Annotated in this window: 26 protein-coding genes and 1 other RNA gene; 22 read left to right on the forward strand and 5 right to left on the reverse strand. The window is 67.4% G+C overall.

Annotated features, from left to right (window positions below; all coding sequences use genetic code 11):
- Positions 1–10 precede the first annotated feature (10 nt).
- On the reverse strand, positions 11–1,999 hold the full coding sequence (gene tkt, locus ACQY8M_RS20090) for a transketolase (protein ID WP_428658670.1): 1,989 nt from the start codon (positions 1,997–1,999) through the stop codon (positions 11–13).
- Positions 2,000–2,175: 176 nt separating this feature from the next.
- Between tkt and ACQY8M_RS20095 the strand changes: the two genes are divergently transcribed.
- The 22 genes from ACQY8M_RS20095 to ACQY8M_RS20200 all read left to right on the forward strand — a co-directional run bounded on the left by ACQY8M_RS20095 (position 2,176) and on the right by ACQY8M_RS20200 (position 20,734).
- Positions 2,176–2,415 carry a hypothetical protein gene (locus ACQY8M_RS20095; protein ID WP_428658673.1) on the forward strand — a complete coding sequence of 80 codons (240 nt, stop codon included), beginning with the start codon at positions 2,176–2,178 and terminating at the stop codon, positions 2,413–2,415.
- A gap of 55 nt (positions 2,416–2,470) precedes the next feature.
- Positions 2,471–2,806 (forward strand): cell division protein ZapA, encoded by a 336-nt coding sequence (locus ACQY8M_RS20100; RefSeq protein WP_428658676.1) that lies wholly within the window; start codon positions 2,471–2,473, stop codon positions 2,804–2,806.
- 165 nt (positions 2,807–2,971) lie between these two features.
- Positions 2,972–3,128: non-coding RNA, 6S RNA (gene ssrS / locus ACQY8M_RS20105), on the forward strand.
- A gap of 141 nt (positions 3,129–3,269) precedes the next feature.
- A complete protein-coding gene (locus ACQY8M_RS20110; RefSeq protein WP_428658679.1) occupies positions 3,270–3,845 on the forward strand; it encodes a 5-formyltetrahydrofolate cyclo-ligase in 576 nt (191 codons plus the stop codon).
- A gap of 3 nt (positions 3,846–3,848) precedes the next feature.
- Entirely contained in the window at positions 3,849–4,655 is an 807-nt protein-coding gene (locus tag ACQY8M_RS20115; protein ID WP_428658682.1) for a TIGR00282 family metallophosphoesterase, read from the forward strand.
- Between the two features lie 301 nt (positions 4,656–4,956).
- Positions 4,957–5,715 carry a YebC/PmpR family DNA-binding transcriptional regulator gene (locus ACQY8M_RS20120; RefSeq protein WP_428658685.1) on the forward strand — a complete coding sequence of 253 codons (759 nt, stop codon included), beginning with the start codon at positions 4,957–4,959 and terminating at the stop codon, positions 5,713–5,715.
- A 558-nt stretch (positions 5,716–6,273) separates the two neighbouring features.
- On the forward strand, positions 6,274–6,765 hold the full coding sequence (ruvC, locus tag ACQY8M_RS20125) for a crossover junction endodeoxyribonuclease RuvC (RefSeq protein ID WP_428658688.1): 492 nt from the start codon (positions 6,274–6,276) through the stop codon (positions 6,763–6,765).
- The gene (ruvA, locus tag ACQY8M_RS20130; RefSeq protein WP_428658691.1) at positions 6,762–7,373 is read left to right on the forward strand and encodes a Holliday junction branch migration protein RuvA; all 612 of its coding nucleotides are present in this window, start codon (positions 6,762–6,764) and stop codon (positions 7,371–7,373) included. The genes ruvC and ruvA overlap by 4 nt, the downstream gene beginning before the upstream one ends.
- Entirely contained in the window at positions 7,370–8,455 is a 1,086-nt protein-coding gene (gene ruvB / locus ACQY8M_RS20135) for a Holliday junction branch migration DNA helicase RuvB (protein WP_428658694.1), read from the forward strand. The genes ruvA and ruvB overlap by 4 nt, the downstream gene beginning before the upstream one ends.
- Entirely contained in the window at positions 8,452–8,934 is a 483-nt protein-coding gene (gene ybgC / locus ACQY8M_RS20140; RefSeq protein ID WP_428658697.1) for a tol-pal system-associated acyl-CoA thioesterase, read from the forward strand. The genes ruvB and ybgC overlap by 4 nt, the downstream gene beginning before the upstream one ends.
- A gap of 28 nt (positions 8,935–8,962) precedes the next feature.
- A complete protein-coding gene (tolQ, locus tag ACQY8M_RS20145) occupies positions 8,963–9,697 on the forward strand; it encodes a protein TolQ (protein ID WP_428658700.1) in 735 nt (244 codons plus the stop codon).
- Entirely contained in the window at positions 9,697–10,212 is a 516-nt protein-coding gene (gene tolR / locus ACQY8M_RS20150) for a protein TolR (protein ID WP_428658703.1), read from the forward strand. The genes tolQ and tolR overlap by 1 nt, the downstream gene beginning before the upstream one ends.
- A 3-nt stretch (positions 10,213–10,215) precedes the next feature.
- On the forward strand, positions 10,216–11,226 hold the full coding sequence (locus ACQY8M_RS20155; RefSeq protein WP_428658706.1) for a hypothetical protein: 1,011 nt from the start codon (positions 10,216–10,218) through the stop codon (positions 11,224–11,226).
- Positions 11,227–11,240: 14 nt separating this feature from the next.
- Positions 11,241–12,545, forward strand: coding sequence for a Tol-Pal system beta propeller repeat protein TolB (gene tolB / locus ACQY8M_RS20160; RefSeq protein ID WP_428658709.1), 1,305 nt, complete (start codon positions 11,241–11,243; stop codon positions 12,543–12,545).
- 124 nt (positions 12,546–12,669) lie between these two features.
- On the forward strand, positions 12,670–13,140 hold the full coding sequence (gene pal, locus ACQY8M_RS20165) for a peptidoglycan-associated lipoprotein Pal (RefSeq protein ID WP_428658712.1): 471 nt from the start codon (positions 12,670–12,672) through the stop codon (positions 13,138–13,140).
- Positions 13,141–13,260: 120 nt separating this feature from the next.
- Positions 13,261–13,986, forward strand: coding sequence for a tol-pal system protein YbgF (ybgF, locus tag ACQY8M_RS20170; RefSeq protein ID WP_428658715.1), 726 nt, complete (start codon positions 13,261–13,263; stop codon positions 13,984–13,986).
- A 92-nt stretch (positions 13,987–14,078) separates the two neighbouring features.
- Entirely contained in the window at positions 14,079–15,146 is a 1,068-nt protein-coding gene (tilS, locus tag ACQY8M_RS20175) for a tRNA lysidine(34) synthetase TilS (protein WP_428658718.1), read from the forward strand.
- A 25-nt stretch (positions 15,147–15,171) separates the two neighbouring features.
- Complete coding sequence (ftsH, locus tag ACQY8M_RS20180) at positions 15,172–17,136, forward strand: ATP-dependent zinc metalloprotease FtsH (protein ID WP_428658721.1); 1,965 nt, start codon at positions 15,172–15,174, stop codon at positions 17,134–17,136.
- A 260-nt stretch (positions 17,137–17,396) separates the two neighbouring features.
- Positions 17,397–18,218 carry a dihydropteroate synthase gene (gene folP, locus ACQY8M_RS20185; RefSeq protein ID WP_428658724.1) on the forward strand — a complete coding sequence of 274 codons (822 nt, stop codon included), beginning with the start codon at positions 17,397–17,399 and terminating at the stop codon, positions 18,216–18,218.
- 10 nt (positions 18,219–18,228) lie between these two features.
- Entirely contained in the window at positions 18,229–19,578 is a 1,350-nt protein-coding gene (gene glmM / locus ACQY8M_RS20190) for a phosphoglucosamine mutase (RefSeq protein WP_428658727.1), read from the forward strand.
- Positions 19,575–20,366, forward strand: a complete 792-nt coding sequence (gene thiD / locus ACQY8M_RS20195; protein ID WP_428658730.1) for a bifunctional hydroxymethylpyrimidine kinase/phosphomethylpyrimidine kinase — start codon at positions 19,575–19,577, stop codon at positions 20,364–20,366. The genes glmM and thiD overlap by 4 nt, the downstream gene beginning before the upstream one ends.
- Entirely contained in the window at positions 20,363–20,734 is a 372-nt protein-coding gene (locus tag ACQY8M_RS20200; protein WP_428658733.1) for a nuclear transport factor 2 family protein, read from the forward strand. The genes thiD and ACQY8M_RS20200 overlap by 4 nt, the downstream gene beginning before the upstream one ends.
- A 14-nt stretch (positions 20,735–20,748) precedes the next feature.
- Here the strand turns inward: ACQY8M_RS20200 and ACQY8M_RS20205 are convergent, their stop codons facing one another.
- The 4 genes from ACQY8M_RS20205 to ACQY8M_RS20220 all read right to left on the reverse strand — a co-directional run bounded on the left by ACQY8M_RS20205 (position 20,749) and on the right by ACQY8M_RS20220 (position 23,018).
- A complete protein-coding gene (locus ACQY8M_RS20205) occupies positions 20,749–21,291 on the reverse strand; it encodes a cupin domain-containing protein (RefSeq protein WP_428658736.1) in 543 nt (180 codons plus the stop codon).
- 37 nt (positions 21,292–21,328) lie between these two features.
- Entirely contained in the window at positions 21,329–22,201 is an 873-nt protein-coding gene (locus ACQY8M_RS20210; protein ID WP_428658739.1) for an alpha/beta fold hydrolase, read from the reverse strand.
- A 227-nt stretch (positions 22,202–22,428) separates the two neighbouring features.
- Positions 22,429–22,761: a type II toxin-antitoxin system PemK/MazF family toxin gene (locus ACQY8M_RS20215; RefSeq protein WP_428658742.1), complete on the reverse strand. Its 333-nt coding sequence runs from the start codon at positions 22,759–22,761 to the stop codon at positions 22,429–22,431.
- Complete coding sequence (locus ACQY8M_RS20220; RefSeq protein ID WP_428658745.1) at positions 22,761–23,018, reverse strand: AbrB/MazE/SpoVT family DNA-binding domain-containing protein; 258 nt, start codon at positions 23,016–23,018, stop codon at positions 22,761–22,763. The genes ACQY8M_RS20215 and ACQY8M_RS20220 overlap by 1 nt, the downstream gene beginning before the upstream one ends.
- Positions 23,019–23,097: the final 79 nt, after the last annotated feature.

Consider the following 23,097-nt stretch of genomic DNA (forward strand, 5'->3'; position numbering starts at 1 on the left):
TTCTCCTCCGTTACGCCGTCAGCCGACGCGCCGCTTCCGCGATCGCCTCGGCGGTGATGCCGAAATGCTTGTAGAGATCCGAGGCCTTGCCCGAAGCGCCAAAGCCCGTCATGCCCACGAAAGCGCCCTTGGCGCCGAGCCAGCGCTCCCAGCCGAATCCCGTCGCCGCCTCGCACGCTACACGAACTGTGCTATCGCCGCCCATGACCTCGTTGCGCCAGGTTTCGCTTTGCTTGGCGAACAGCTCCCACGACGGCATCGAGACGACCGCCGCGGCAAGACCGTCCTTGGCCAGGAGCTCGCGCGCGCCGAGCGCCAGCTCCACTTCCGAACCCGAGGCGATCAGGCGGATCGGGTCCGCCGCCGCGCCGGCCAGGATATAGGCGCCGCGGGCGCACAGATTGTCATCGCCGGCACCGCGGATTGTCGGCAGATTCTGGCGGGTGAGTGCCAGAACCGTCGGGCCGGTCCGCGTCTCGAGCGCGAGTTGCCAGCATTCTGCCGTCTCGATCGCATCGGCCGGCCGCAGCACGTGCATGTTGGGGATGGCGCGTAGCGCGGCGAGGTGCTCGACCGGCTGATGGGTCGGGCCGTCCTCGCCCAGGCCGATCGAATCGTGCGTCATGACGTAGATGACGCGGATGCCCATCAGCGCGGAGAGGCGCATGGAGCCGCGGCAGTAGTCGGTGAAGGTCAGGAACGTGCCGCCGTACGGGATCACGCCGCCATGCAGGGCGAGGCCGTTCATCGCCGCCGCCATGGCGTGCTCGCGGATGCCGTAATGGACATAGCGGCCGGACGGATCGCTGGCGCTCTGGGTATTGATCGTCTTGGTCTTGGTGTTGTTCGAACCGGTGAGGTCGGCCGAGCCGCCGACCGTGTCGGGCAGCGCCGGATTGATTACCTCGAGCACTTCCTGGCTCGACTTGCGCGTGGCCCACGACGGCTTGTCGGCCGCCATCTTCGCCTTGAAGGCCTTGATCACCTCGTCGACGGACGCCGGGATGTCGCCGTTCTGGCGACGATCGAACTCGGCGCGATCGGCCTCGGCCATTCCGGCATGCCGCTGGGCCCACTTGCGCCATGCCGACTTGCCTCTGGCGCCCGCCTTGCGCCAGGCGGTGAAGATCGGCTCGGGAATGTCGAACGGCGGGTAGGGCCAGCCGAGGTTCTGCCGGGCGCCCGCGATCTCGTCCTTGCCGAGCGGCGAGCCGTGCGCCCCCGCGGTGCCCGCCTTGGTCGGCGCGCCGTAGCCGATGATGGTCTTGCAGGCAATCATCGACGGCTTGTCGGTGACCTTCTGTGCCTTGCGGATGGCCCGCGCCACGGCCTCCTGATCGAAGCCGTCGACGGCCTGGACATGCCAGCCGGCGGCGGTGAAGCGCTTGAGGTGATCCTCGGAGGTCGCGAGCGAGGTCGGTCCGTCGATCGAGATGCTGTTGTTGTCGAACAGCACGATCAGGCGGCCGAGCCCGAGATGGCCGGCCAGGGTGATGGCTTCCTGGCCGACGCCTTCCATCAGGCAGCCGTCGCCCGCGATCACGTAGGTGAAGTGGTCGACGATGTCGGTGCCGAAGCGCGTCGCGAGCAGCCGTTCGGCGAGCGCGAAGCCGACCGAGTTGCCGAGGCCCTGGCCGAGCGGCCCGGTGGTGGTCTCGATGCCCGAGGCATGGCCGTATTCGGGATGGCCCGCGGTCTTGGAGCCGAGCTGGCGGAAGTTCTTCAGGTCCTCCAGCGTCATGTCCGGATAGCCGGTGAGATAGAGCAGCGAATAGAGCAGCATCGAGCCGTGGCCGGCCGACAGGATGAAGCGGTCGCGGTCGGGCCAGTGCGGCTGGGTCGGATCGTACTTCAGGAACTTGGTGAACAGGACCGTGGCCACGTCGGCCATGCCCATCGGCAGGCCGGGATGGCCGGAGTCGGCCTGTTGCACGGCGTCCATGGCCAGGGCCCGGATGGCGTTCGCGAGGTCGCGAGGGGCAGCGGCTTGATCTGTCATTTGAGGCTTATGCCATGGGGTTTTGGGGATGGCCGGCAACATGACGGCGACCCCCCATGGCGTCAACGCGCAAAAAATCGGGGTGAAATCCGGTGGAAATGCAAGATGTTGCGGGGACAACTGGTCCACAGGGACAAAATATTGACCGCCGGCCGCGGCCGCCCTTATCCTGCCGCATGGACCAAACGCAGCCCGGCGGCCAACTGCGTCGGGTAGACACCGCTCTCTCCCGACTCGAGTCGCTGGTCGACGAACGCCTGCGCGATGAGCGGGAGCGCGCCGACGAGCTTGCCCGGCGTATGATTCGGCTCGAGGAACAGTACGCGGAGTTGAAGAGAGTCTCGATGGAGGTCGAAGAGCGTCTCGAGCGCGCGATGGAATATATCCGCTCGCTTCTCGCGGCGGATCAGCAGTAGAGTTCACGTCCCCCTCAAACGCCGAATAACGGCGCAATAAACAGGAGTAGCGGTCATGCCGCAGGTGTCGATCAACATCGCCAACCGCACCTATGAGCTCGCCTGTGGTGAAGGCGAGGAGAAGCGCGTCCACGAGCTCGCCGCCTACGTCGACGAGAAGGTGAGCGAGCTGCGCCGGCAGCTGATGCCGGGCACGCCCGAGGTGAAGCTGCTGGTGTTCGCCGCCCTGTTGCTCGCCGAGGAGAGCCGCGAGGCGCGCGGCATCGCCAAGCAGGCGGAGACGGCGCGCGCGTCCGCGGCCGACAGCGCCGAGACCTTGGCGACCGCTTTCGAGGAGCTCATCACCTCGCGCGTCGACAAGCTCGCGAAAAAGGTCAGCGGCGCCGCCTAGCCCTTCGCTGGGAGCGCGGCTCTCCAGAGCCGGTCAAGGGCTGGCAAACCGAAGGAAGAGCGGCTCTGGAGAGCCGCGCTCCCGGCGATCCGATCATGAAATCCACGATCCGGGCGTCGGCTCACTGGCGGTCGAGGCCCGGGAAGCCTACATTACCGACGGGGCGGAATTCTGCGCGGTGCGTGGTTCGCTTAAAACCCCGGGGCCAATAAGATCTCCTGGGAACTGTTCCTGGCCTTGACTGTGGTCTTGGCTACACGGTGCCCACCTGCTTACGCAGGCCTTGGAGGTTTCACGTGCCACGGCCCATCGTGGAGCCGCCCCACTTTTCCCTCCTTTCCGCGTCTCGACTCGCGCGGAGTAATCTCCGCGCTTTAGCGAAGCGGAGTGGAGAGACCTCTTCATTTGCTTCTGCTGATATGAACAGGTCCCTCGGCTTCGCTCGGGACGACGGAAGAATGCCATGACCCTGATCGACGACAAGCGCAGTCTGCGTCGTTCCATGCTCGCGTGGCGCGGCGGCCTCGGCGAGGAGGAACGGCGGGAGGCGGCTGCCGGCTTGCTCGGGATGTGGCGGCTGGAGCGGCCGGTGAGGACGCCGGCCATCGTGTCGGGTTTCTGGCCGATGGCCGAGGAGCTCGACATCCGCCCGCTCATGACCGAGCTGTTCGTGCAGGGCTGCCAGCTCGCGCTGCCCGTCGTGGTCGGCAAGAAGCAGCCGTTGGTCTTTCGTGCCTGGCGGCCGGACGATCCCCTGGAGGCGGGCGTGTTCGGCACACTTCATCCGTCGCCCCGGTGCGACGTCGTGGAGCCCGATGCGTTGATCGTGCCGCTGCTTGCCTGCGACGAGGAGGGCTGGCGGCTCGGTTATGGCGGCGGCTTCTATGACCGTACGCTCGAAGGCTTGCGCGCGAAGAAGACGATCACGGCGGTCGGGGTGGGCTTCGACGCCCAGCTGATACCCCATGTGCCACACGGTCCGGACGATCAGCGGCTCGATTGGTTGTTGACCGACAAGCGGGCTTGCGCCTTTGTCTGAATCATGAAGGTTTTGTTTTGTGGCGACATCGTTGGCCGGTCCGGCCGTGAATCGGTAACCAGGAATATCCCGCGCCTGCGCCAGGAGCTCGGCCTCGATTTCGTGGTGGTGAACGGCGAGAACGCCGCTGCGGGCTTCGGCATCACCGCCAAGATCTGCGCCGAGCTGCACGGCGCCGGCGTCGACTGCATCACCACCGGCAACCACGTCTGGGATCAGCGCGACATCATCCCGTACATCGCCCAGGACAAGCGACTGCTGCGGCCGATCAACTTTCCGCCCGGCACGCCGGGCTGGGGCGCCAGCCAGTACGAGACGGCGCGCGGCCAGAAGGTCGTGGTCGTGAACGTGATGTGCCGGCTGTTCATGGACCCGCTCGACGACCCGTTCCGCACCGTCGATGCGGAGATTGCCAAGTACACGCTGGGCCGCTCGGCGCATTTCATCCTGATCGACGTGCACGGTGAGGCGACCAGCGAGAAGCAGTCGATGGGCCACCATCTCGACGGCCGCGTCTCCGCCGTGCTCGGCACCCACAGCCACATCCCGACGGCGGATTCCTGGGTGCTGCCCGGCGGGACGGCCTACCAGACCGACGTCGGCATGTGCGGCGATTACGATTCGGTCATCGGCATGAAGAAGGAGGGCGCCGTGCTGCGCTTCATCAAGAAAGTGCCGGGCGACCGGCTCGCCCCGGCCGAGGGCGAGGGGACAATGTGCGCGGCCCTTGTCGAAACCGACGACAAAAGTGGCCTTGCGAAGGCAGTGCGACCGATCCGGATCGGCGGACGGCTGCCGCCGGCCGGCTGAATTTCAGCATCTGGTAGTTACCAGGGCCCGTCAGCACCTATTACCGGTGGCAAAAGACGGCGATTGACGGCCTGGGGGAAAAGCGGCATCCTTTTGATGTTAAAGGATTTTTCGCCGCTCCGGCGAAACTGTCTTCAGGTTAGAGGGGGCGTCGGAATCAAGGTTCCGACGTTTTTTGCGGGGGCTTCGGCCCCCGCCTTTTTTTGTTCCGGGCCCCGTCCAAGCGGTCTCTAACAGTCCCAAAGCCCACGAGAAGTGGTATAGCCGGCCTCACATCTCACTCAATCTGGTTGTCAGGGCGATGGCTGGCCATTCCCAATTCAAGAACATCATGCATCGCAAGGGCCGCCAGGACGCGGTCAAGGCGAAGATATTTACCAAGCTGATCCGTGAAATCACCACGGCGGCGCGTTTGGGGGCGGCCGATCCGGCCGCCAATCCGCGCCTGCGGGCGGCGACGATCGCGGCGCGCGAAGCCAACATGACGCGCGACACGATCAATCGCGCGATCCAGCGCGGCTCGGGCAGCGATGCCGACGCCAATTACGACGAGGTGCGTTACGAGGGCTACGGCCCGGGCGGTGTTGCCGTGATCGTCGAGGCGCTGACCAACAACCGCAACCGCACCGCCGGCGAAGTGCGCTCGATCTTCTCCAAGCACGGCGGCAATCTCGGCGAGACCAACAGCGTGTCGTTCATGTTCGACCGCCTGGGCGAGTTCCGCTTTCCGCTCAAGGCCGGCACGGCCGACGAGGTGATGGAGAAGGCGATCGACGCCGGCGCCGACGACGTGGTCAGCGGTGAGGGCGAGGAAGGCGCGCACGAGATCTATTGTGCGCAGGAGAATTTCAGCGCCGTTCGCGAGGCGCTCGAGAAGTCGCTCGGCGAGCCCACGTCGGCCAAGCTGATGTGGCGGCCCAAGAACACCACGCCGATCGAGGGCGACGCCGCGCAGACCCTGCTCGACATGATCGGCGCGCTCGACGACAACGACGACGTCCAGAACGTCTACGCCAATTTCGAATTGTCGGACGACGCCCTGGCGAAGTTCGCGGCGTAGCTGTGCACCTCATCCTGAGAGCCTGTGAAAAAATCGACGGCGCGACTCAATGACGATCTCGCCACCCCCTTACCTCACCCTGAGAGCCTGTGAATTTTTCAATCCAGCTTCTTCAGTCGTGGAGTCGACGAAACGAAAGATCCCTCGCTGCGCTCGGGATGACAACAATGCTGTCATCCCGAGCGCAGCGAGGGATCTTTGTTTCTTCAATCAGCCGCCGAGGACAAGACCGACGAAAAATTCACAAACTCTGAGGAGCGCAGCGCAGCGGAGCGTCTCGAAGGGTGGCAACGCGCACGACCTTGCTGAACTCCCGTGTTTCCAGCACCGTTGCCACGTCCTTCGAGTCGCCATCCTTCGAGACGCTCCGCTGCGCTACGCTCCTCAGGATGAGGCGGGAGGGTTGCCAGACCGGTCATTTCACCGTCGGCCAATAAATTCAAAAGCTCTGAGAGCTTGTGACTCTTTCAGACTGCTGGGAGCGCGGCTCTCCAGAGCCGCTCATAGACGCTGGTTGCAACACTCCATGAGCGGCTCTGGAGAGCCGCGCTCCCGGCCATGAGACTGATCGGCCTCGATCCCGGTCTGCGGCTGACCGGCTGGGGCGTGATCGACGTCGACGGCAACCGGCTGCGCCATGTCGCGCACGGCGCGGTGAAGGTGCCGGCCGACCAGTCGCTGGCCGAACGCCTCTGTGCGCTGTTCGAGGCGATCGCCGCGGTGGTCGCCGAGCAGCAGCCGGCCGAGGCGGCGGTCGAGGAGACCTTCGTGAACGTCAATCCCGGCTCGACCCTGAAGCTCGGCCAGGCGCGCGGCGTGGTGATGCTGGCACCGGCGCGGGCGGGCCTGCCGGTGTTCGAATATTCCGCCAACCTGGTGAAGAAGTCGGTCGTCGGCGCGGGCCATGCCGAGAAGCGCCAGGTCGCGATGATGGTCGGCCGCCTGCTGCCCGGCGTGGAGGCGACTGCGGATGCCGCCGACGCGCTCGCGGTCGCGATCTGCCATGCTCACCATCGCGCCACCGCCAGGCGCATAGAGGCAGCGCTTTGATCGCCAGGCTGAAGGGCGTCGTCGAGTCGATCGACGAGGGCGGCGCCGTCATCGACGTGAACGGCGTCGGCTATCTGGTCTCGGCCTCGTCACGCACGTTGCGCGACCTCGCCGTCGGTGGTGCCGCGACCCTGCTGGTCGAGACCATCGTGCGCGAGGACGCGATCGCACTCTTCGGCTTCCTCGCGACGGCGGAGCGCGACTGGTTCCGCATCCTGACGACGGTGCAGGGCGTCGGTGCGCGGGTCGCGCTGTCGATCCTGTCGACCCTGTCGCCCGACGAGATCGCGCGGGCCATCGCCGCCGGCGACAGGGCGAGCCTCAGCCGGCCCGCCGGCGTCGGACCGAAGCTCGCCGCGCGGCTTGCCACCGAGCTCAAGGACAAGGCTGCCGCGTTCGGCGTCGTGCCAGCGTCGGCGCGCACGACCGACACGGCGGCGCCGGTGGTGGGCGCGTCGGTCAACGAAGATGCCGTCTCGGCGCTGGTCAATCTCGGCTATCGACGGGTCGAGGCGTTCGGTGCCGTCGCGCGCGTGACGCAGCGTCTCGGGCCTGATGCACCGCTCGATGCCGTGATCCGTGGCGGGCTGCAGGAGCTGGCGCGATGAACGCGCAGGCACCCAACCCGCCTCCCGATCGGCTGGTGACTGGCAAACGCGCCGAGGAGGATGCGGCCGAGCTCGCGCTGCGCCCGCAGACGCTCGACGACTTCATCGGCCAGAAGCAGGTGCGCGAGAACCTCAAGATCTTCATCGCGGCCGCCAAGGGGCGCGGCGAGGCGCTCGACCATGTGCTGTTCCACGGCCCGCCCGGCCTCGGCAAGACGACCCTCGCGCAGATCGTGGCGCGCGAGATGGGCGTCGGCTTTCGTTCAACGTCCGGTCCGGTGATCCAGAAGGCAGGCGATCTCGCCGCACAGCTCACCAACCTGCAGGCGCACGATGTGCTCTTCATCGACGAGATCCATCGCCTCAATCCGGCGATCGAGGAGATTCTCTATCCGGCGATGGAGGACTTCCAGCTCGACCTGATGATCGGCGAGGGGCCGGCAGCGCGCTCGGTGCGCATCGAGCTGCCGCCCTTCACCCTGGTCGGCGCGACGACTCGCTCGGGGCTGATGACGCGGCCGCTGCGCGAACGCTTCGGCATCCCGCTGCGCATGGTATTCTACGAGCCGGCCGAGCTCGAGACGATCGTCCATCGCGCCGCGCGCGTGCTCAAGATGCAGATGGCGCCCGACGGCGGCGCGGAGATCGCCAAGCGCTCGCGCGGCACGCCGCGCGTCGCCAACCGCCTGCTGCGCCGGGTGCGCGACTTCACGGATGTCGGCGGCACCAGGATCGTCGACGCCAAGGCGGCCGACTTCGCTCTGACCCGGCTCGAGGTCGACGGCCGCGGGCTCGACGCAATGGACCGTCGCTACCTCGCCTGCATCGCCGAGAACTACGGCGGCGGTCCGGTCGGCGTCGAGACTCTGGCGGCGGCCCTGTCCGAGCAGCGCGACGTGATCGAGGACGTGATCGAGCCGTACCTGATGCAGCTCGGCCTGCTGATGCGCACGCCGCGCGGGCGGCTCCTGTCGGAAGCCGGCTATCGCCACATCGGCAAGACCGTGCCGAAGGAGCAGAAGCAGCAGCTCGACCTGCTCACGGGCATGCCGGGCGATGGCGGGCAGGACGAAGAGGCGTGAGCGCGGCGCACGAAGGACCGACCTCGGGCCGGATCGAAGGCGGCCGGCACATCCTGCCGTTGCGGATCTATTACGAGGACACGGACGCGCAGGGCATCGTCTACTACGCGAACTGGCTGCGGTTCCTGGAGCGCGGCCGGACCGAGTTGCTCCGCCTGCTCGGGCTGGAGCATGCCGCCTTGCGTGCCGAGCGCGGCATCTGCTGGGTCGTGCGCCGCTGCACCGTAGATTATCTGAAACCTGCACGGCTCGACGAGACGATCGACGTCGTCACCCGATGCGGGGAAATGCGCGGCGCCTCGCTCGAGATGCTGCAGGAAGCGCGCAGGGACGGCGAAGTTTTGCTCCATGCCGAGCTTCTCGTCGCTTGCATGAACGACGCAGGTCGGCCAATGCGGATACCAGCCGATGCCCGGGCGGCGTTGGACGCGGTTGCAGTGCCTGTGGAGTCGCCCCGCTCACGCCATATTCGGATATGAAGCTCTAGAACGACGGAGTACTAAAAAAATGGACGCGTTTGCGCAGGTCGCCAGCACCCCCCTTGGCGGCAGCACTCCTCCGATCGACATGTCGGTCTACGGCCTCTTCATGCAGGCCGACTGGGTCGTCAAGGCGGTGATGATCGCGCTGCTCCTGGCGTCGTTCTGGTCGTGGGCGATCATCTTCGAGAAGATGCTCCGGCTGCGCGCGCTCAAGAAGAGCGCGCAGGCGTTCGAGGATACCTTCTGGTCGGGCGTTTCGCTCGAGGATCTCTATGACCGTGTCGGCTCCAAGCCCGACGATCCGATGTCGAGCATCTTCTCCGCCGCGATGCGCGAATGGCGGCGCTCGGTGTCCAAGGGACTGGCGACCACCGCCACGGCGCGCGCCGCCCTGCGCCAGCGCATCGAGCAGGTCATGGGCGTCACCATCCAGCGCGAGATGGAGGCGATCGAGAAGCGGCTCAGCTTCCTCGCGACGGTCGGCGCCAACGCCACCTTCGTCGGGCTGTTCGGCACGGTGTGGGGCATCATGAACGCCTTCGGCCATATCGCGCAGTCGAAGAACACGTCGCTGGCGGTCGTGGCGCCCGGCATCTCCGAGGCGCTGTTCGCGACCGCGATCGGTCTCGTTGCCGCGATCCCCGCAGCCGGTGCGTACAATATCCTGTCCGGCCACGTGCAGCGCTACGCGCTGCAGCTCGAAGCCTTCGCCGGTGAGTTCATCACCATCCTGTCGCGCCAGCTCGAGGAGCAGGGCTGATGGCCGGCATCGTTCCGGCCGGCGGCGGCACGACCGGGCGCTTCCGGCGGCGGCGCTTCACGCCGATCGCCGAGATCAACGTCACGCCGCTGGTCGACGTCATGCTGGTGCTGCTGATCATCTTCATGGTCACCGCGCCGCTCTTGCAGGTGGGCGTGCCGGTCGACCTGCCCAAGACCAGCGCGCAGCAGGTCGGCGGCAAGGACGAGCCGCTGGTCGTGTCGGTCAATTCCAAGGACGAGGTGTTCCTGGGCGAGACGAAGTACGAGCTCGCCGAGCTCATCACCAAGCTCAAGGCGGTGCACGAGGAGAAGCCCGATCAGCGCGTCTTCATCCGCGGCGACAAGGCGATCAACTACGGCCGCATGATGGAAGTCATGGGCGTGGTGATCGACTCCGGCTTCCGCCAGCTCGGCCTGCTCGGCGAGCAGGGGGGCGGAGCGGCGCCGGCGAGCGGAGGGGCGCCGACGGGCTCGGCAAGGCCGGCGGCACCGGCTCCAGCGCCGCGTCGGTGAGCCGTGGCCGGCCGCCATCCATCCAGCATCGAGATGCGCACGCCGGCCGTGTTGTCGGCGGGCGTGCATCTCGTTGCCGTGGTGGCGGCGATCGTGAACTTCAATTTTTTCAGCTCGCCGCCGATGGAGCCCGAGCCGGTGATGGTCGACTTCGTGGCGATCGCCGCCAAGGCCGCCGCTCCCAAGGTCGGTGTCCAGGAGCAGCAGCCGGAGAAGGCCAAGATCGCGGAGGAGACGAGCAAGGCGCCGCCGCCCAAGACGGCCGAGCCGTCGCCGCCGCCGCCTCCACCGCCGCCGCCAGAGCCGCCCAAGCCACAGGTCGCCGAGGCGAAGCCGACGCCGCCGGTGCCCGTGGAGAAGCCGAAGCCCGATCCACCCAAGCCAGTGGAAGACGTGATCGCGATGAAGCCGAAGGAGCCGGAGCCGCCGAAGGAGGAGAAGAAGCCCGAACCTCCCAAGCCGGAGCCGCCCAAGCCCGAGGTGAAGAAGCCGGAGCCGGCCAAGCCGGAACCGCCGAAGGAGGTGAGGAAGCCCGAGCCGCCCCGGCCTCCGCCGCCCAAGCCCGTGCCGAAGAAGGACCCGGTCGACAGCCTGGTCGACGACATCCTGAAGAACAACGACCGGAACCCGCCGATCAAGACGCCGCAGCAGTCGCCGCAGCGGCCGAAGGAGATCACGCGCCAGGCGCCGATGGCGCCGGAGTTCGCCGCCGTCGTGACGGCGAGCGAGGTCGAGGGCGTGCGCCAGAAGATCCGCCCATGCTGGAACACCCTCGGCGGTGCCAAGGAGGCGCCGATCGTGACACTGGTCGTGCAGATGAACCAGAACGGCACGCCAGTCGACGCGGTATTCAAGGACGGCGGACGCTACAACAGCGATCCGGTCTATCGCTCGGCGGCTGACGCGGCGCGGCGCGCCATCCTCAATCCACGCTGCCAGCCCTGGCCGTTGTCACCGGATAAATACAATTCCTGGCGCAGCATCACCTTTAATTTCGATCCCCGCGACTACTAATGAAGAGGTTCGACATGATGATCCCTCAACGCCGGACAGTGTTGTTCGGGGCGGCGTCCGCCCTGCTGGGAGTGCCGGCGGCGCGGGCGCAGCTCACGATCGACATGACCAAGCCCAGCTTCGAGCCGGTGCCGATCGCGATCGTCGATTTCCAGGGCGATGCGATGGGCGCGCAGATGGCCACGGTGATCCGCAACAATCTGCAGAACTCGGGCCTGTTCCGCTCGATCCCGCCGGGCTCCTTCATCGAGAAGAATCTCGGTGCCAGCTCACAGCCCCGCTTTCCCGACTGGCGCCAGGTCGGCGCGGCCGGCCTGGTGGTCGGCTCGGTCTCCAGTTCCGGCGGCAGCCTCAAGGTCGATTTCCGCCTGTGGGACGTGATCGCGAGCGCGCAGGCAACCGGCCTCAGCTTCACCAGCCAGGCCGCCAACTGGCGGCGCCTGTCGCACATCATCTCGGACGCGATCTACAAGCGCGTGACCGGCGAGGAAGGCTACTTCGATACCCGCGTTGCCTATGTCTCGGAGACCGGGCCCCTCAACAACCGGGTCAAGCGCATTGCGATCATGGACCAGGACGGTTCCAACAACCGCTACATCACCGACGGCGCCACCATCGCCATCACGCCGCGCTTCTCGCCGACCCTGCAGGAGATCGTCTACATGGCGTTCGGCGAGAACAAGGGGCCGCCGCGCGTCTACCTGCAAAGCGTCGATTCCGGCCGCCGCGAGCTGATGGGCAACTTCCCGGGCATGAGCTTCGCGCCGCGCTTCTCGCCCGACGGTTCGCGCATCGCCATGAGCCTGTCACAGGATGGTCGCACCAACCTCTTCGAGATGGACGTGCGCGGCCGCAGCCAGCGGCGCCTCACCAACTCGTCGGCGATCGACACCTCGCCGTGTTATTCCAGTGACGGCACGCAGATCGTCTTCAACTCCGACCGCGGCGGCAGCCAGCAGCTCTACGTCATGCCGGCGGGCGGCGGCGGCGAACGGCGCATCAGCTTCGGCGAGGGCCGCTATGCCACACCGGTATGGTCGCCGCGCGGCGATTACATCGCCTTCACCAAGATCGGAGGCAGCGGTTTCGGCATCGGAATCATGCGGCCGGACGGCAGCGGCGAGCGGCTGCTGGCCAACGGCTATCTGGTCGAAGGTCCGACCTGGGCGCCCAACGGCCGGGTGCTGATGTTCTTCCGCCAGGAACGCGGGGGAAGCGTGGGCCTCAGCGCGATCGACGTGACCGGGCGCTTCGAGCGTCGGGTTCCGACGCCCACGGATGCGTCGGATCCGGCCTGGTCACCCTTGATTCCGCAGTAGCGAAGGATATGATCCGCGCACACGACCCGAGCGCACTATGGCTCGGGTCGTGTGCGTCTGGGAGTTTGCCGAAAGACCGGAAAACCGAGAGGAGCGCGTCGTGAGAAGGACGCGTAGAGACGACATGCAGACGATCAAAGCGATTGCCGCCATCGCGGCCCTGATGTTCATCGCGGCGTGCAGCAGCAACACCAACACCAGCGGTTCGGAGCCGCCGTCCGCCAGCACGTCGGTTGCCCCCGGGTCGATCGGTGATTTCCGCCAGAACGTGGGCGACCGTGTCTATTTCGACACCGACATGTCGAGCATCCGGGCGGATGGCCGCGATACGCTTGCCAAGCAGGCGGAGTGGCTGAAGCGGTACACGAATTACCCGGTCACCATCGAAGGCAAGTGCGATGAGCGCGGCACGCGAGAATATAACCTCGCCCTCGGCGAGCGCCGCGCCAATGCCGCGCGCCAGTACCTGGTCGCACAGGGCATTCCGGCGTCGCGCATCAAGACCATCAGCTACGGCAAGGAGCGGCCCGAAGCGGTTGGTTCAGACGAAGGCGCGTGGGCCCGCAACCGTGTCGCCATCACGGCCCTCGAGTAGGATTTTCCCCGGACGGAACGGACACGCCGGTCGCGATGACCGGCGTTTTCGTTTGTTGGCGGGAAGCTCCTGCCTGAAAATGGCCCGGATCGCAGTGAGACAATGCTTGCCATGCTTGCCATGAAGACGCTCCGCTCGAGACTGGTCGTTCTGCTCGTGCTCGCCCTGCCATCGGCAGCGTGGGCCCAGCGCGGCGACGCCGTCTATGTCGAGGACCGGCTGAACCAGATCCAGCAGACCCTCACCAACCTGACCGGCCAGCTCGAGCAGCTTCAGTATCGCAACCAGCAGCTCCAGCAGCAGATGGAGAAGATGCAGGCGGACTACGAGTATCGCCTCGACTCGCTGGAGAAGGGCGGCAAGGCCGGTCCGCGGCCGGCGGCTTCGCCGCCGGTATCCGCGCCGGCGCCTGCGGGAGGCGGGAACCTTGCCGCCAACGCTCCGCCGCCGGGCGGCGGCCCCCAGGGCGAAGCGCTGTATCACGACGCCTTCAAGCACCTGCAGGACGGTGACTATGCCGGCGCGGAGCAGGGCTTCAAGACCTTCGTCCAGCGCAATCCGCAGCACGTGCTGGCCGGCAATGCGCAATACTGGCTGGGCGAGACCTATTATGCCCGCCGCGACTACCAGCATGCGATGGTCGCCTTCGCCGAGGGCTACAAGGCCTACAAGACCAGCCCCAAGGGGCCGGACAATCTCCTGAAGCTCGGCGTCACGCTGGCGGCGCTCAACAAGAAATCGGAAGCCTGCGCGGTGTTCGCGCGCTTCAAGGAAGACTACCCGCGCGCCACCGACATGCAGAAGCGGCGCATCGACCAGGAGCGCCAGAAGAACGGCTGCGGGTGAGCCGGTTCGGCTGGGAGCGCGGCTCTCCAGAGCCGCTCATGGGATCTGGCCAGCCCAAGGAAGAGCGGCTCTGGAGAGCCGCGCTCCCAGCCATGTCCATCGAGGGGGCCGAGTTTGCCGCTCTGATGGCGCCATTGGGGCCATTCGAGGCGCGGCCCGTCCTGGCGGTCGCCGTGTCGGGCGGGCGGGATTCGCTGGCACTCGCGCTGCTGGCGCACGACTGGGCGGTGGCGCGGCAGGGGCGGGTGCTGGCGCTGATCGTCGACCATGGGCTCCGGCCAGAGTCGGGAGCCGAGGCCCGGGCGACCCTCGGGCGGCTGGACCGCCGCGGCATTGCCGGCGAGATCCTGCAGTGGGCCGGGACGAAGCCCGCCAGCGGCCTGCAGGAGGCCGCGCGCGACGCCCGCTATCGGCTGCTGTTCGAGGCCTGCCGCCGTCACGGCATCCTGCACCTGCTGGTGGCGCATCATGCCGGCGACCAGGCGGAAACCATCGCAATGCGCGCGGCGCGGCGGAGTGGGCCCGACGGGCTGGCCGGCATGGCGGCGGCCGTCGAGCATCGCGACGTCCGCCTGCTGCGCCCGCTGCTCGGCGTATCGCGCGACCGGCTCACGGCGACGCTCGAGGCGCGCGCAGTCGGCTGGGTCGACGATCCGTCGAACGACGACCGGCGCTTCGAGCGCGTGCGCGTGCGGCAGGACGGCAGCGCCCTTGCAGGGGCGGTCACGCAACCGGCGGCCCGGGCGGCGCGCGACCGCGTCTTGGCCGAGACGATGCTGGAGGTTCTCGATGTCGAGCCGGACGGTGCGGTCGCCCTCGATCACCTGCGCGTCTCGCGACTGGACCGGGAAATTGCAGTCCGCTTGCTGAGCCGCGTCGTCCAATCCGTCGGTGGCGGCGATTATCCGCCGCGGCGCGACCGGCTGGAGCGCGCGGTGGCACGGCTTTCGCGGGGGGCGATGCGTGGCAAGTCGGGAAAAAGCCAGGATTTCACATTATCGGGCTGCCGGCTGATGCTGCGTCAGGTGCCCGGCAGCCAGCGGCTGCGCTGGATTGTCCGGCCCGAAAGTGGCAGGAAGAGTGGGAGGAAACCGAGCCAGCCGCTCGTTCCGGCTGTATTTTTCGCTTGCGGCGCTTCCGGCGCCCCCCATTTAGTTTGAAACCCTTCAAATTGGACATGCCCTCGTGAACCCGTTCAATCGCAACGCCGCTTTGTGGATCGTCATCGTGTTGCTGCTGGCGCTGCTCTACAGCGTCTTCCAGGGCGGTACGACCCGCACCGCCGGCAACACGATCTCCTATTCGGATTTCGTCCGCGCGGTCGAGCAGCGCCAGGTCCAGGACGTCCGGATCTCGGGCAATACCATCAGCGGCACCTTCCGCGAGCCGCGCAATGGCGTGCAAAAGTTCGCGACCTACGTGCCGAGCACGCCGCCCGACGAGACGCTGATGCCGATGCTGATCAAGAACGTCGACCGGGTCGATGCCGGGCCGGCGGAGGAGGGCGTCAACATCGGCTCGATCTTCGTGAGCTGGCTGCCGGTCCTCGTTCTTGTCGGTGTCTATATTTTCTTCCTGCGCCAGATGCAGAGCGGCACGGGCCGCGCCATGGGCTTCGGCAAATCGAAAGCCCGGCTGCTGACCGAGAAGCACGGCAGGGTCACTTTCGAGGACGTCGCCGGCATCGACGAGGCCAAGGCCGAGCTCGAGGAGATCGTCGACTTCCTGAAGGACCCGCAGAAGTTCCAGCGGTTGGGCGGCAAGATCCCCAAGGGCTGCCTGCTGGTCGGCCCGCCGGGCACCGGCAAGACGCTGCTGGCGCGCGCCATCGCGGGCGAGGCCAACGTGCCGTTCTTCACCATCTCGGGCTCCGACTTCGTCGAGATGTTCGTTGGCGTCGGCGCGAGCCGCGTGCGCGACATGTTCGAGCAGGCCAAGAAGAACGCGCCCTGCATCGTGTTCATTGACGAAATCGACGCCGTCGGTCGCCATCGCGGCGCGGGCCTGGGCGGCGGCAACGACGAGCGCGAGCAGACGCTGAACCAGCTGCTGGTCGAGATGGACGGCTTCGAGTCCAACGAAGGCGTGATCCTGATCGCCGCCACCAACCGTCCCGACGTGCTCGATCCCGCGCTGCTGCGTCCCGGCCGCTTCGACCGCCAGGTCGTGGTGCCGAACCCCGACATCGGCGGCCGCGAGAAGATCCTCAAGGTCCACATGCGCAAGGTCCCGCTGGCGCCGGACGTCAATCCGCATGTCCTGGCGCGCGGCACCCCGGGCTTCTCCGGCGCCGATCTCGCCAACCTGGTGAACGAGGCCGCACTGCGCGCCGCGCGCGTCGGCAAGCGCCTCGTCACCATGGGCGACTTCGAATATGCCAAGGACAAGGTGCTGATGGGCACCGAGCGCCGCTCGATGGCGATGACCGACGAGGAGAAGACGCTGACGGCGTACCACGAGGCGGGTCACGCGTTGGTGGCGATGCATGTTCCCAAGTCCGACCCGATCCACAAGGTGACGATCATCCCGCGCGGCCGGGCGCTGGGCGTCACCATGCAGCTTCCCGAGCGCGATCACCTCAGCCACACCAAGCAGTTCCTCGAATCGCGGCTGGCGATCCTGTTCGGCGGCCGGACCGCCGAGGAGATCATCTTCGGACCGGAGAACGTGACCACGGGTGCCGCCAGCGACATCCAGGTCGCGACCCAGATGGCGCGCGGCATGATCACCGCCTACGGCATGTCCGACAAGCTTGGCCGTGTGCGCTACCAGGCCAACGAGCAGGAAGTGTTCCTCGGCCATGCCGTTACCCAGACCCAGAACGTATCCGAGGCGACCGCGCAGATCATCGACCAGGAAGTCCGCCGCCTGATCGAGGAGGCCGAAGCCAAGGCCAAGCAGATCCTGACCGACCGTATCGAGGAGCTGCACATCATCGCCAAGTCGCTGCTCGAGTACGAGTCGCTGAGCAGCGACGAGATCGGCCAGGTGCTGCGCGGCGAGAAGGTCGTGCGCGACGACACCGGCGGGGCAGGCTCCGGCGGTGATCGCCGGCGCCGCGCCTCGGTGCCGACCAGCAGTGGCCAGAACAGTGGCCAGAACCCGGGCCCCTCGCCCGGCGCCAACCCAGAGCCGCAGCCGGGCGTTTGATTCCCGGCTCCGGTTCGGAAGAGCATGAGCCTCTTCGCCGGGACCGCGCCACTCCGAGTTTGTAAGCTCGTGGCAAGGGAAACGAGTATCCCGTCATGCTGCTGGGAGCGCGGCTCTCCAGAGCCGCTCTTTCTTCGACTTTCGGCATCACATGAGCGGCTCTGGAGAGCCGCGCTCCCAGCTACTCGAATTAGTTCTCGAGTTCCCCGTGGCGCTCATTTCACGATCATGAGGGCCACGGAGTGCCGCGCTCCCGGCGTATGACCGTTCCGAGCTTCGGCGGCATCCTCCTCGATCGCCCTCGGGTGATGGCGATCGTGAACGTGACGCCCGATTCCTTTTCCGATGGCGGCGAACGCCTCGACCCAGCGCAGGCCCTCTCCGATGGTCTGCGTTTCGTTTCGGAGGGTGCCGACCTCGTCGATGTCGGCGGCGAGTCGACGCGGCCGGGCTCGCGGCCGGTTTCGGTCGAGGAGGAGCTGCAGCGGGTCCTGCCCGTCGTCGAGGGCCTGGCACGGAGGGGCATCGCGGTCTCGATCGACACGCGCCGCGCCGAGGTCGCGCGGGCCTGCCTCGATGCCGGCGCGCGCATCGTCAACGACGTGGCGGCGCTGCGCGACGATCCGGCGCTCCTCCCGTTGGTCGTGCAGCGCGGTGCGCCCGTCGTGCTGATGCACCGCCGAGGCCGGTCCGAGGACAAGTACGAAGGCCCGGCCTATCGCGACGTCGTCGAGGACGTGCGCGACTTCCTGATGGCACGGGCTGAGGCCGCAGAAGCGGCCGGCGTCGCGCACGATCGCATCGCGTTCGACCCCGGCATCGGCTTCGGCAAGAGCGTCGAGGAGAACCTTGCCCTGATCGAGGGCTCGGGACGCCTGGCGGCGGCGGGCTACCCGGTGCTGGTCGGATCGTCGCGCAAAGGCTTCATCGGCCGGCTGACGGGGATCGCCGAGCCGCGCCGGCGCGATCCGGCGTCGGTCTGGCTGGCGGTCGAGGCGGCGCGGCAGGGTGCCTCCCTCCTGCGGGTGCACGACGTCGCCGGAACCCGCCAGGCCCTCGCGGTGTGGGCGGCGATGCGATAGCATCCCGCCAATGACACGCTCTCTCTTCGGCACCGACGGCGTGCGCGGCCGTGCCAATTCCCGCCCGATGACCGCCGAGATCGCCATGCGCATCGGCATGGCGACGGGCCAGATCTTCAACCGCGGCGGCCATCGCCATCGCGTCGTGGTCGGCAAGGACACGCGGCTCAGCGGCTACATGATCGAGCAGGCGCTGACGGCCGGCTTCCTGTCGGTCGGCATGGACGTCCTGCTGCTCGGGCCGCTGCCCACGCCCGGGGTCGGCTTCCTGACGCGCTCGATGCGCGCCGACGTCGGCGTGATGATCTCGGCGTCGCACAATTCCTACGAGGACAACGGCATCAAGCTGTTCGGGCCGGACGGCTTCAAGCTGTCCGACGCGGTCGAGATGGAGATCGAGGCGCTGGTCGCCTCGTATGACTCCATCAGGCTCGCGGCGCCGCCGGCGATCGGCCGCGCCACGCGCCTCGACGATGCCGGCGGCCGCTACATCGAGGCGGTCAAGGGCTCCGCTGCCCGCGGGCTCGATCTTTCCGGCCTCAGGATCGTGATCGATTGCGCCAACGGCGCGGCCTACAAGGTCGCGCCGACCGTGCTGTGGGAGCTGGGCGCCGAGGTCATCCCGATCGCCGTCAAGCCGGACGGCTTCAACGTCAACGACAAGTGCGGCTCGACGCATCCGTCGCTGCTGCAGGAGAGCGTCGGGACCTACCGTGCCGACATCGGCATCGCGCTCGACGGCGATGCCGACCGCGTCGTGCTGGTCTGCGAGAAGGGCAGCCTGGTCGACGGCGATCAGCTGATGGCCACCATCGCCGACCTGTGGCAGAGGGACGGAAGGCTGACCGGCAACGGCCTGGTCGCGACCGTGATGTCCAATCTCGGGCTGGAGCGCTATGTCGGCGCGCGCGGCCTTTCGCTGGTGCGCACCCAGGTCGGCGACCGCTACGTGCTCGAGCGCATGCGCTCCGACGGCTTCAACCTGGGCGGCGAGCAGTCGGGCCACATCATCATGACCGACCACGCCACCACCGGCGACGGGCTGATGGCGGCGCTGCAGGCGCTCGCCGCGCTGATCAGGAGCGGCAAGCCGGCGAGCGAGACCTTCCGCGCCTTCCAGCCCGTGCCGCAGCTGCTGAAGAACGTGCGTGTGAGCGACGCCGCGGCCGCCCTGAACGCCGCCCCGGTCGCGGCGGCGATCGCGGCGGCGGAGAAGGACCTCGGCCAGGGCGGGCGCATCCTGGTGCGCAAGTCGGGCACCGAGCCGCTGATCCGGGTGATGGCCGAGGGCGACGATTCGGAGCTGGTGCGCAGCGTCGTCGACCGCATCATCGAGGCGATCCCGCGGCAGGCGGCATGAGGGGCCGCGTCCTGATCGTCGCCGGATCCGATTCCGGCGGCGGCGCGGGAATCCAGGCCGACATCAAGGCGGTGACTGCGATGGGCGGGTTCGCCGCCACCGCCATCACCGCCCTGACGGCGCAGAACACGCTCGGCGTCCACGGCGTCGTGCCGGTCGACCCGGCCTTCATCGCACAGCAGATCGAGGTCGTGCTGACCGACATCGGTGCCGACGCGCTGAAGACCGGCATGCTGCACAGCGCCGAGGTGATCGACACGGTCGTGGCGTCGTTCCGCAGGTACGCGCCCGGCGTGCCTCTGGTCGTCGATCCGGTGATGGTGGCCAAGGGCGGTCACCGGCTGCTGCTGAGCGAGGCCGAGACGGCCCTGCGCGACCGGCTGCTGCCGCTGGCCGCGCTGCTGACGCCCAACCTGCCCGAGGCCGAGGTGCTGGCCGGCTTCCCGGTGCACACCGAGGCCGACATGAAGCGGGCCGGCGAGACGCTGCTGTCGCTCGGCGCGCAGGCGGTGCTGATGAAGGGCGGCCATCTCGAGGGCGACCGTGTCGTCGACCTGCTGGTCCAGAAGGGCAGGATTGATCGCTTCGAGGATGCCCGCATCGCCAGCCGCAGCACGCATGGCACCGGCTGCACTCTTGCATCCGCGATTGCCGCTGGCCTCGCCCAGAAGATGAGTCTCGCGGACGCCGTCGCCCGCGCGCGCACTTATGTGCGCGACGCGATTGCGACCGCGCCCGGCTACGGGCGGGGCCACGGTCCGCTCAATCACGCCGTGACCGTGCGATGAGCACCGCCGAGCGGATATACGACATCCTGCTCGCCAAGGCGGACGCCATCGTTCGCCGCGCCGCCGACCGGCTGGACGGCCTCATCCATCCGGATTTCGTCTACGTGAACGCGGCCGGCCGGAGCTTCGACAAGGCCGGCTACATCGAGACCTATTGCACGTCGGGCAGGATCGCCTTCGCCGCGCAACGCTTCAGCAACCTCTCGGTGCAGGAATTCCCCGGCGTCGCCGAGGCGACCTTCATCGCCCACGACAGCTTCATCGTCGACGGCGCGACGATCGCGGCGACCTACCAATCGCTCTGCGTCTTCGTCGCTGGCCCGGACGGCTGGCAATGGATCGCCGGCCAGACGCGGACGGCGGGGTAGAGCATGAGCGTTCGTCAGCGCTTGCCGTCGATAAGGACGAACGCGATGCGGCACATCTTGCCGGACCGGTTCGCCCAGGCGTGGTTCGTCCCGCGCTGGATCAGGATGTCGCCGGCGCGCATCACCGTCTCGTCGTCGTCCATGATGGCGACCAGCTCGCCCATCAGGACGATCGCGTAGTCGACGCTGTCCGTCCTGTGCATGCCGGGATGACGCTGGTCCGGGCGATGGTCGGCATCCGTGAACATGTGGCTGAAGGACGCCGACACCTGCCGCTTGCGCTCCTCCGGGTCGGACGATTCCGGCGGGATGTCGATCACCCGGATCACGGTGCCGTTCGGCGGCGGCGCAATGCCCTGGTGCTCCGCCGCGCGGTCGGGCTGGCCGATCGGCGCCGGGGTGCCGAGCGTCGTCCAGAGGTTGGTGACGCGATAGCCGGGGCGGCCCGGCACCGTCCGCGACGACTCGAGGGCCGGCCCGTCATCGACGATCGACGAGCGGCCGGCAGCATTGTCGCCGCTGACGAGGCGCCGCACGGGCGGAAGCTGGTCGGTCATGGATGATCACCTCTTCAGGCAGAAGAACCGCTTCGGGTCAGATCAGGCTCGCACCGGCGTCCATCGGCTGGGCCGGGAGCCACTTGCCGGCTTCGGCCAGGGTGATGAAGTTCCAGACCTCGCGGTTGAAGGCGTCCGGCTCCTCGAGGTTCACCGTATGGCCGGTCTTGGCGAACAAGGCCAGGCCAGCGTTGGGCAGCACGCGCTTGAGCCACAGGCTCGGCTGCAGGCAGGGTTCGTCCTCGTCGCCGCAGACGATCAGGACGGGCAGATCGAATGCCTGCCACGCCGCCTCGAAATCGTAGAGCGACGGCCGCTTGCCCTGGTACTCGGCCATGGTGTTGGCCGAGCCGGTGTCGGAATGCTCCGACAGATGCTTGATGAACTCGTCGAAGCCGCGCGGGTCCTTCTGGCGGAAGCGCGAGCGGGTCGGGTTGGTGGTGAGCCCCCGCGCGTACGCCGCCATGCCTTCCGCGCGGATGCGTGCCGCCGTCGTCGTCGCGTCCTTCTTGAACTGCTCGTGCCCTTCGGGACCGGCGCCGGAGCCGACCCCCGCCAAGGTGAGCGATAGAGCGCGGTCTGGATAGGTGCGGCCGAAATGCGCCGTCGCGAACGCGCCCTGCGACAGGCCGACGACATGCGCCTTCGCGATCCCGAGATGGTCGAGCATGTGCTTCGCATCGTCGACAGCATGGCGCTGGCCGTACATCGCGGGTTCCTGCGGCACGTCCGAGCCGGGGTAGCCGCGGAAGGAATAGGTGATGCAGCGATGCCTGCGGCTGAAAAAGCGCATCTGCGGCTCCCAGCTCCGCCAGTCGCCGCAATATTCGTGGACGAACAGGATCGGCGTGCCGCTGCCGGCCTCGTCGTAGTATAGCTTCACGCCGTCGGGCGTCGTCGCGTGGGGCATCACCTATGCCCCGAAGCACTGCCGCCCCGCGCCGGATGCAGGCTAAGCCTTCTCCTGGAGGCGTCTGCTACGGGTGAAGTCGGTCTGGCCGACGCCGCTGTTGTCGCAATACCAAATCGCGCCGCCATGCTCGAGAGCCTGCATGCAGTGGAACCGGGACACAACGTAGTGGCCTTGTGGGTTGAAGATCAATGCCGCAACGGACACGCGGCGCTCAGTGCCGGCGGCTACTCGAATAGGGGCGCGAGCCTGGCCAGCACTTCGTCCATGATGACGGGCGGGATGCTTTCCAGCTTGCGGCCGTGACGCGCCCCGATGTCCAGGGCGCGGGGCTGATCGCAACGGACCACGCCGGTCGTACGGATGCCGGCCCCCATCAGCGAAACGGCGAAGCCCGCCGTCCGGGCGAAGTTGCCCCCGGTGGTGATCGGCACGACGATGGGGGTCCGGGTCAGCCGGTTGAACGCGCCCGGCGTGACGATCAGCACCGGACGCGTTCCCTGCTGCTCATGGCCGGCGGTCGGGTCCAGCGAGACGAGATAAATGTCGCCGCGCTCCATTATAGAATCTCGTTCCCGACAGGCCGGGCATCAAGCCATTCCCGGTCCTCGGCGGCAGCGGGTGCTTCCGGGTCGCATTGCACCAGAAGCTCATCGAGCGTGTAGCGCGGCCGGGCCTGTGGCTCGACCACGAGACGGCCGTTTTCGACGGTGAGACCGACCTTGGTTCCTGCGCCGAGATGCAGAACATCGAGAAGCGCGGGCGGAACGGCGAGCATGATGGAACCTCCGACCTTCCGCAGATTGGTCGTGTGCATGATGCGCCCCCTTCAAAAGTTATATTAAAATATAACACGATGGCGGAGACGAACGCAACGTTTGCGTGGAGGATCAATC

The sequence above is a fragment of the Reyranella sp. genome, assembly GCF_965279465.1.
Classification (GTDB): Bacteria; Pseudomonadota; Alphaproteobacteria; order Reyranellales; family Reyranellaceae; genus Reyranella.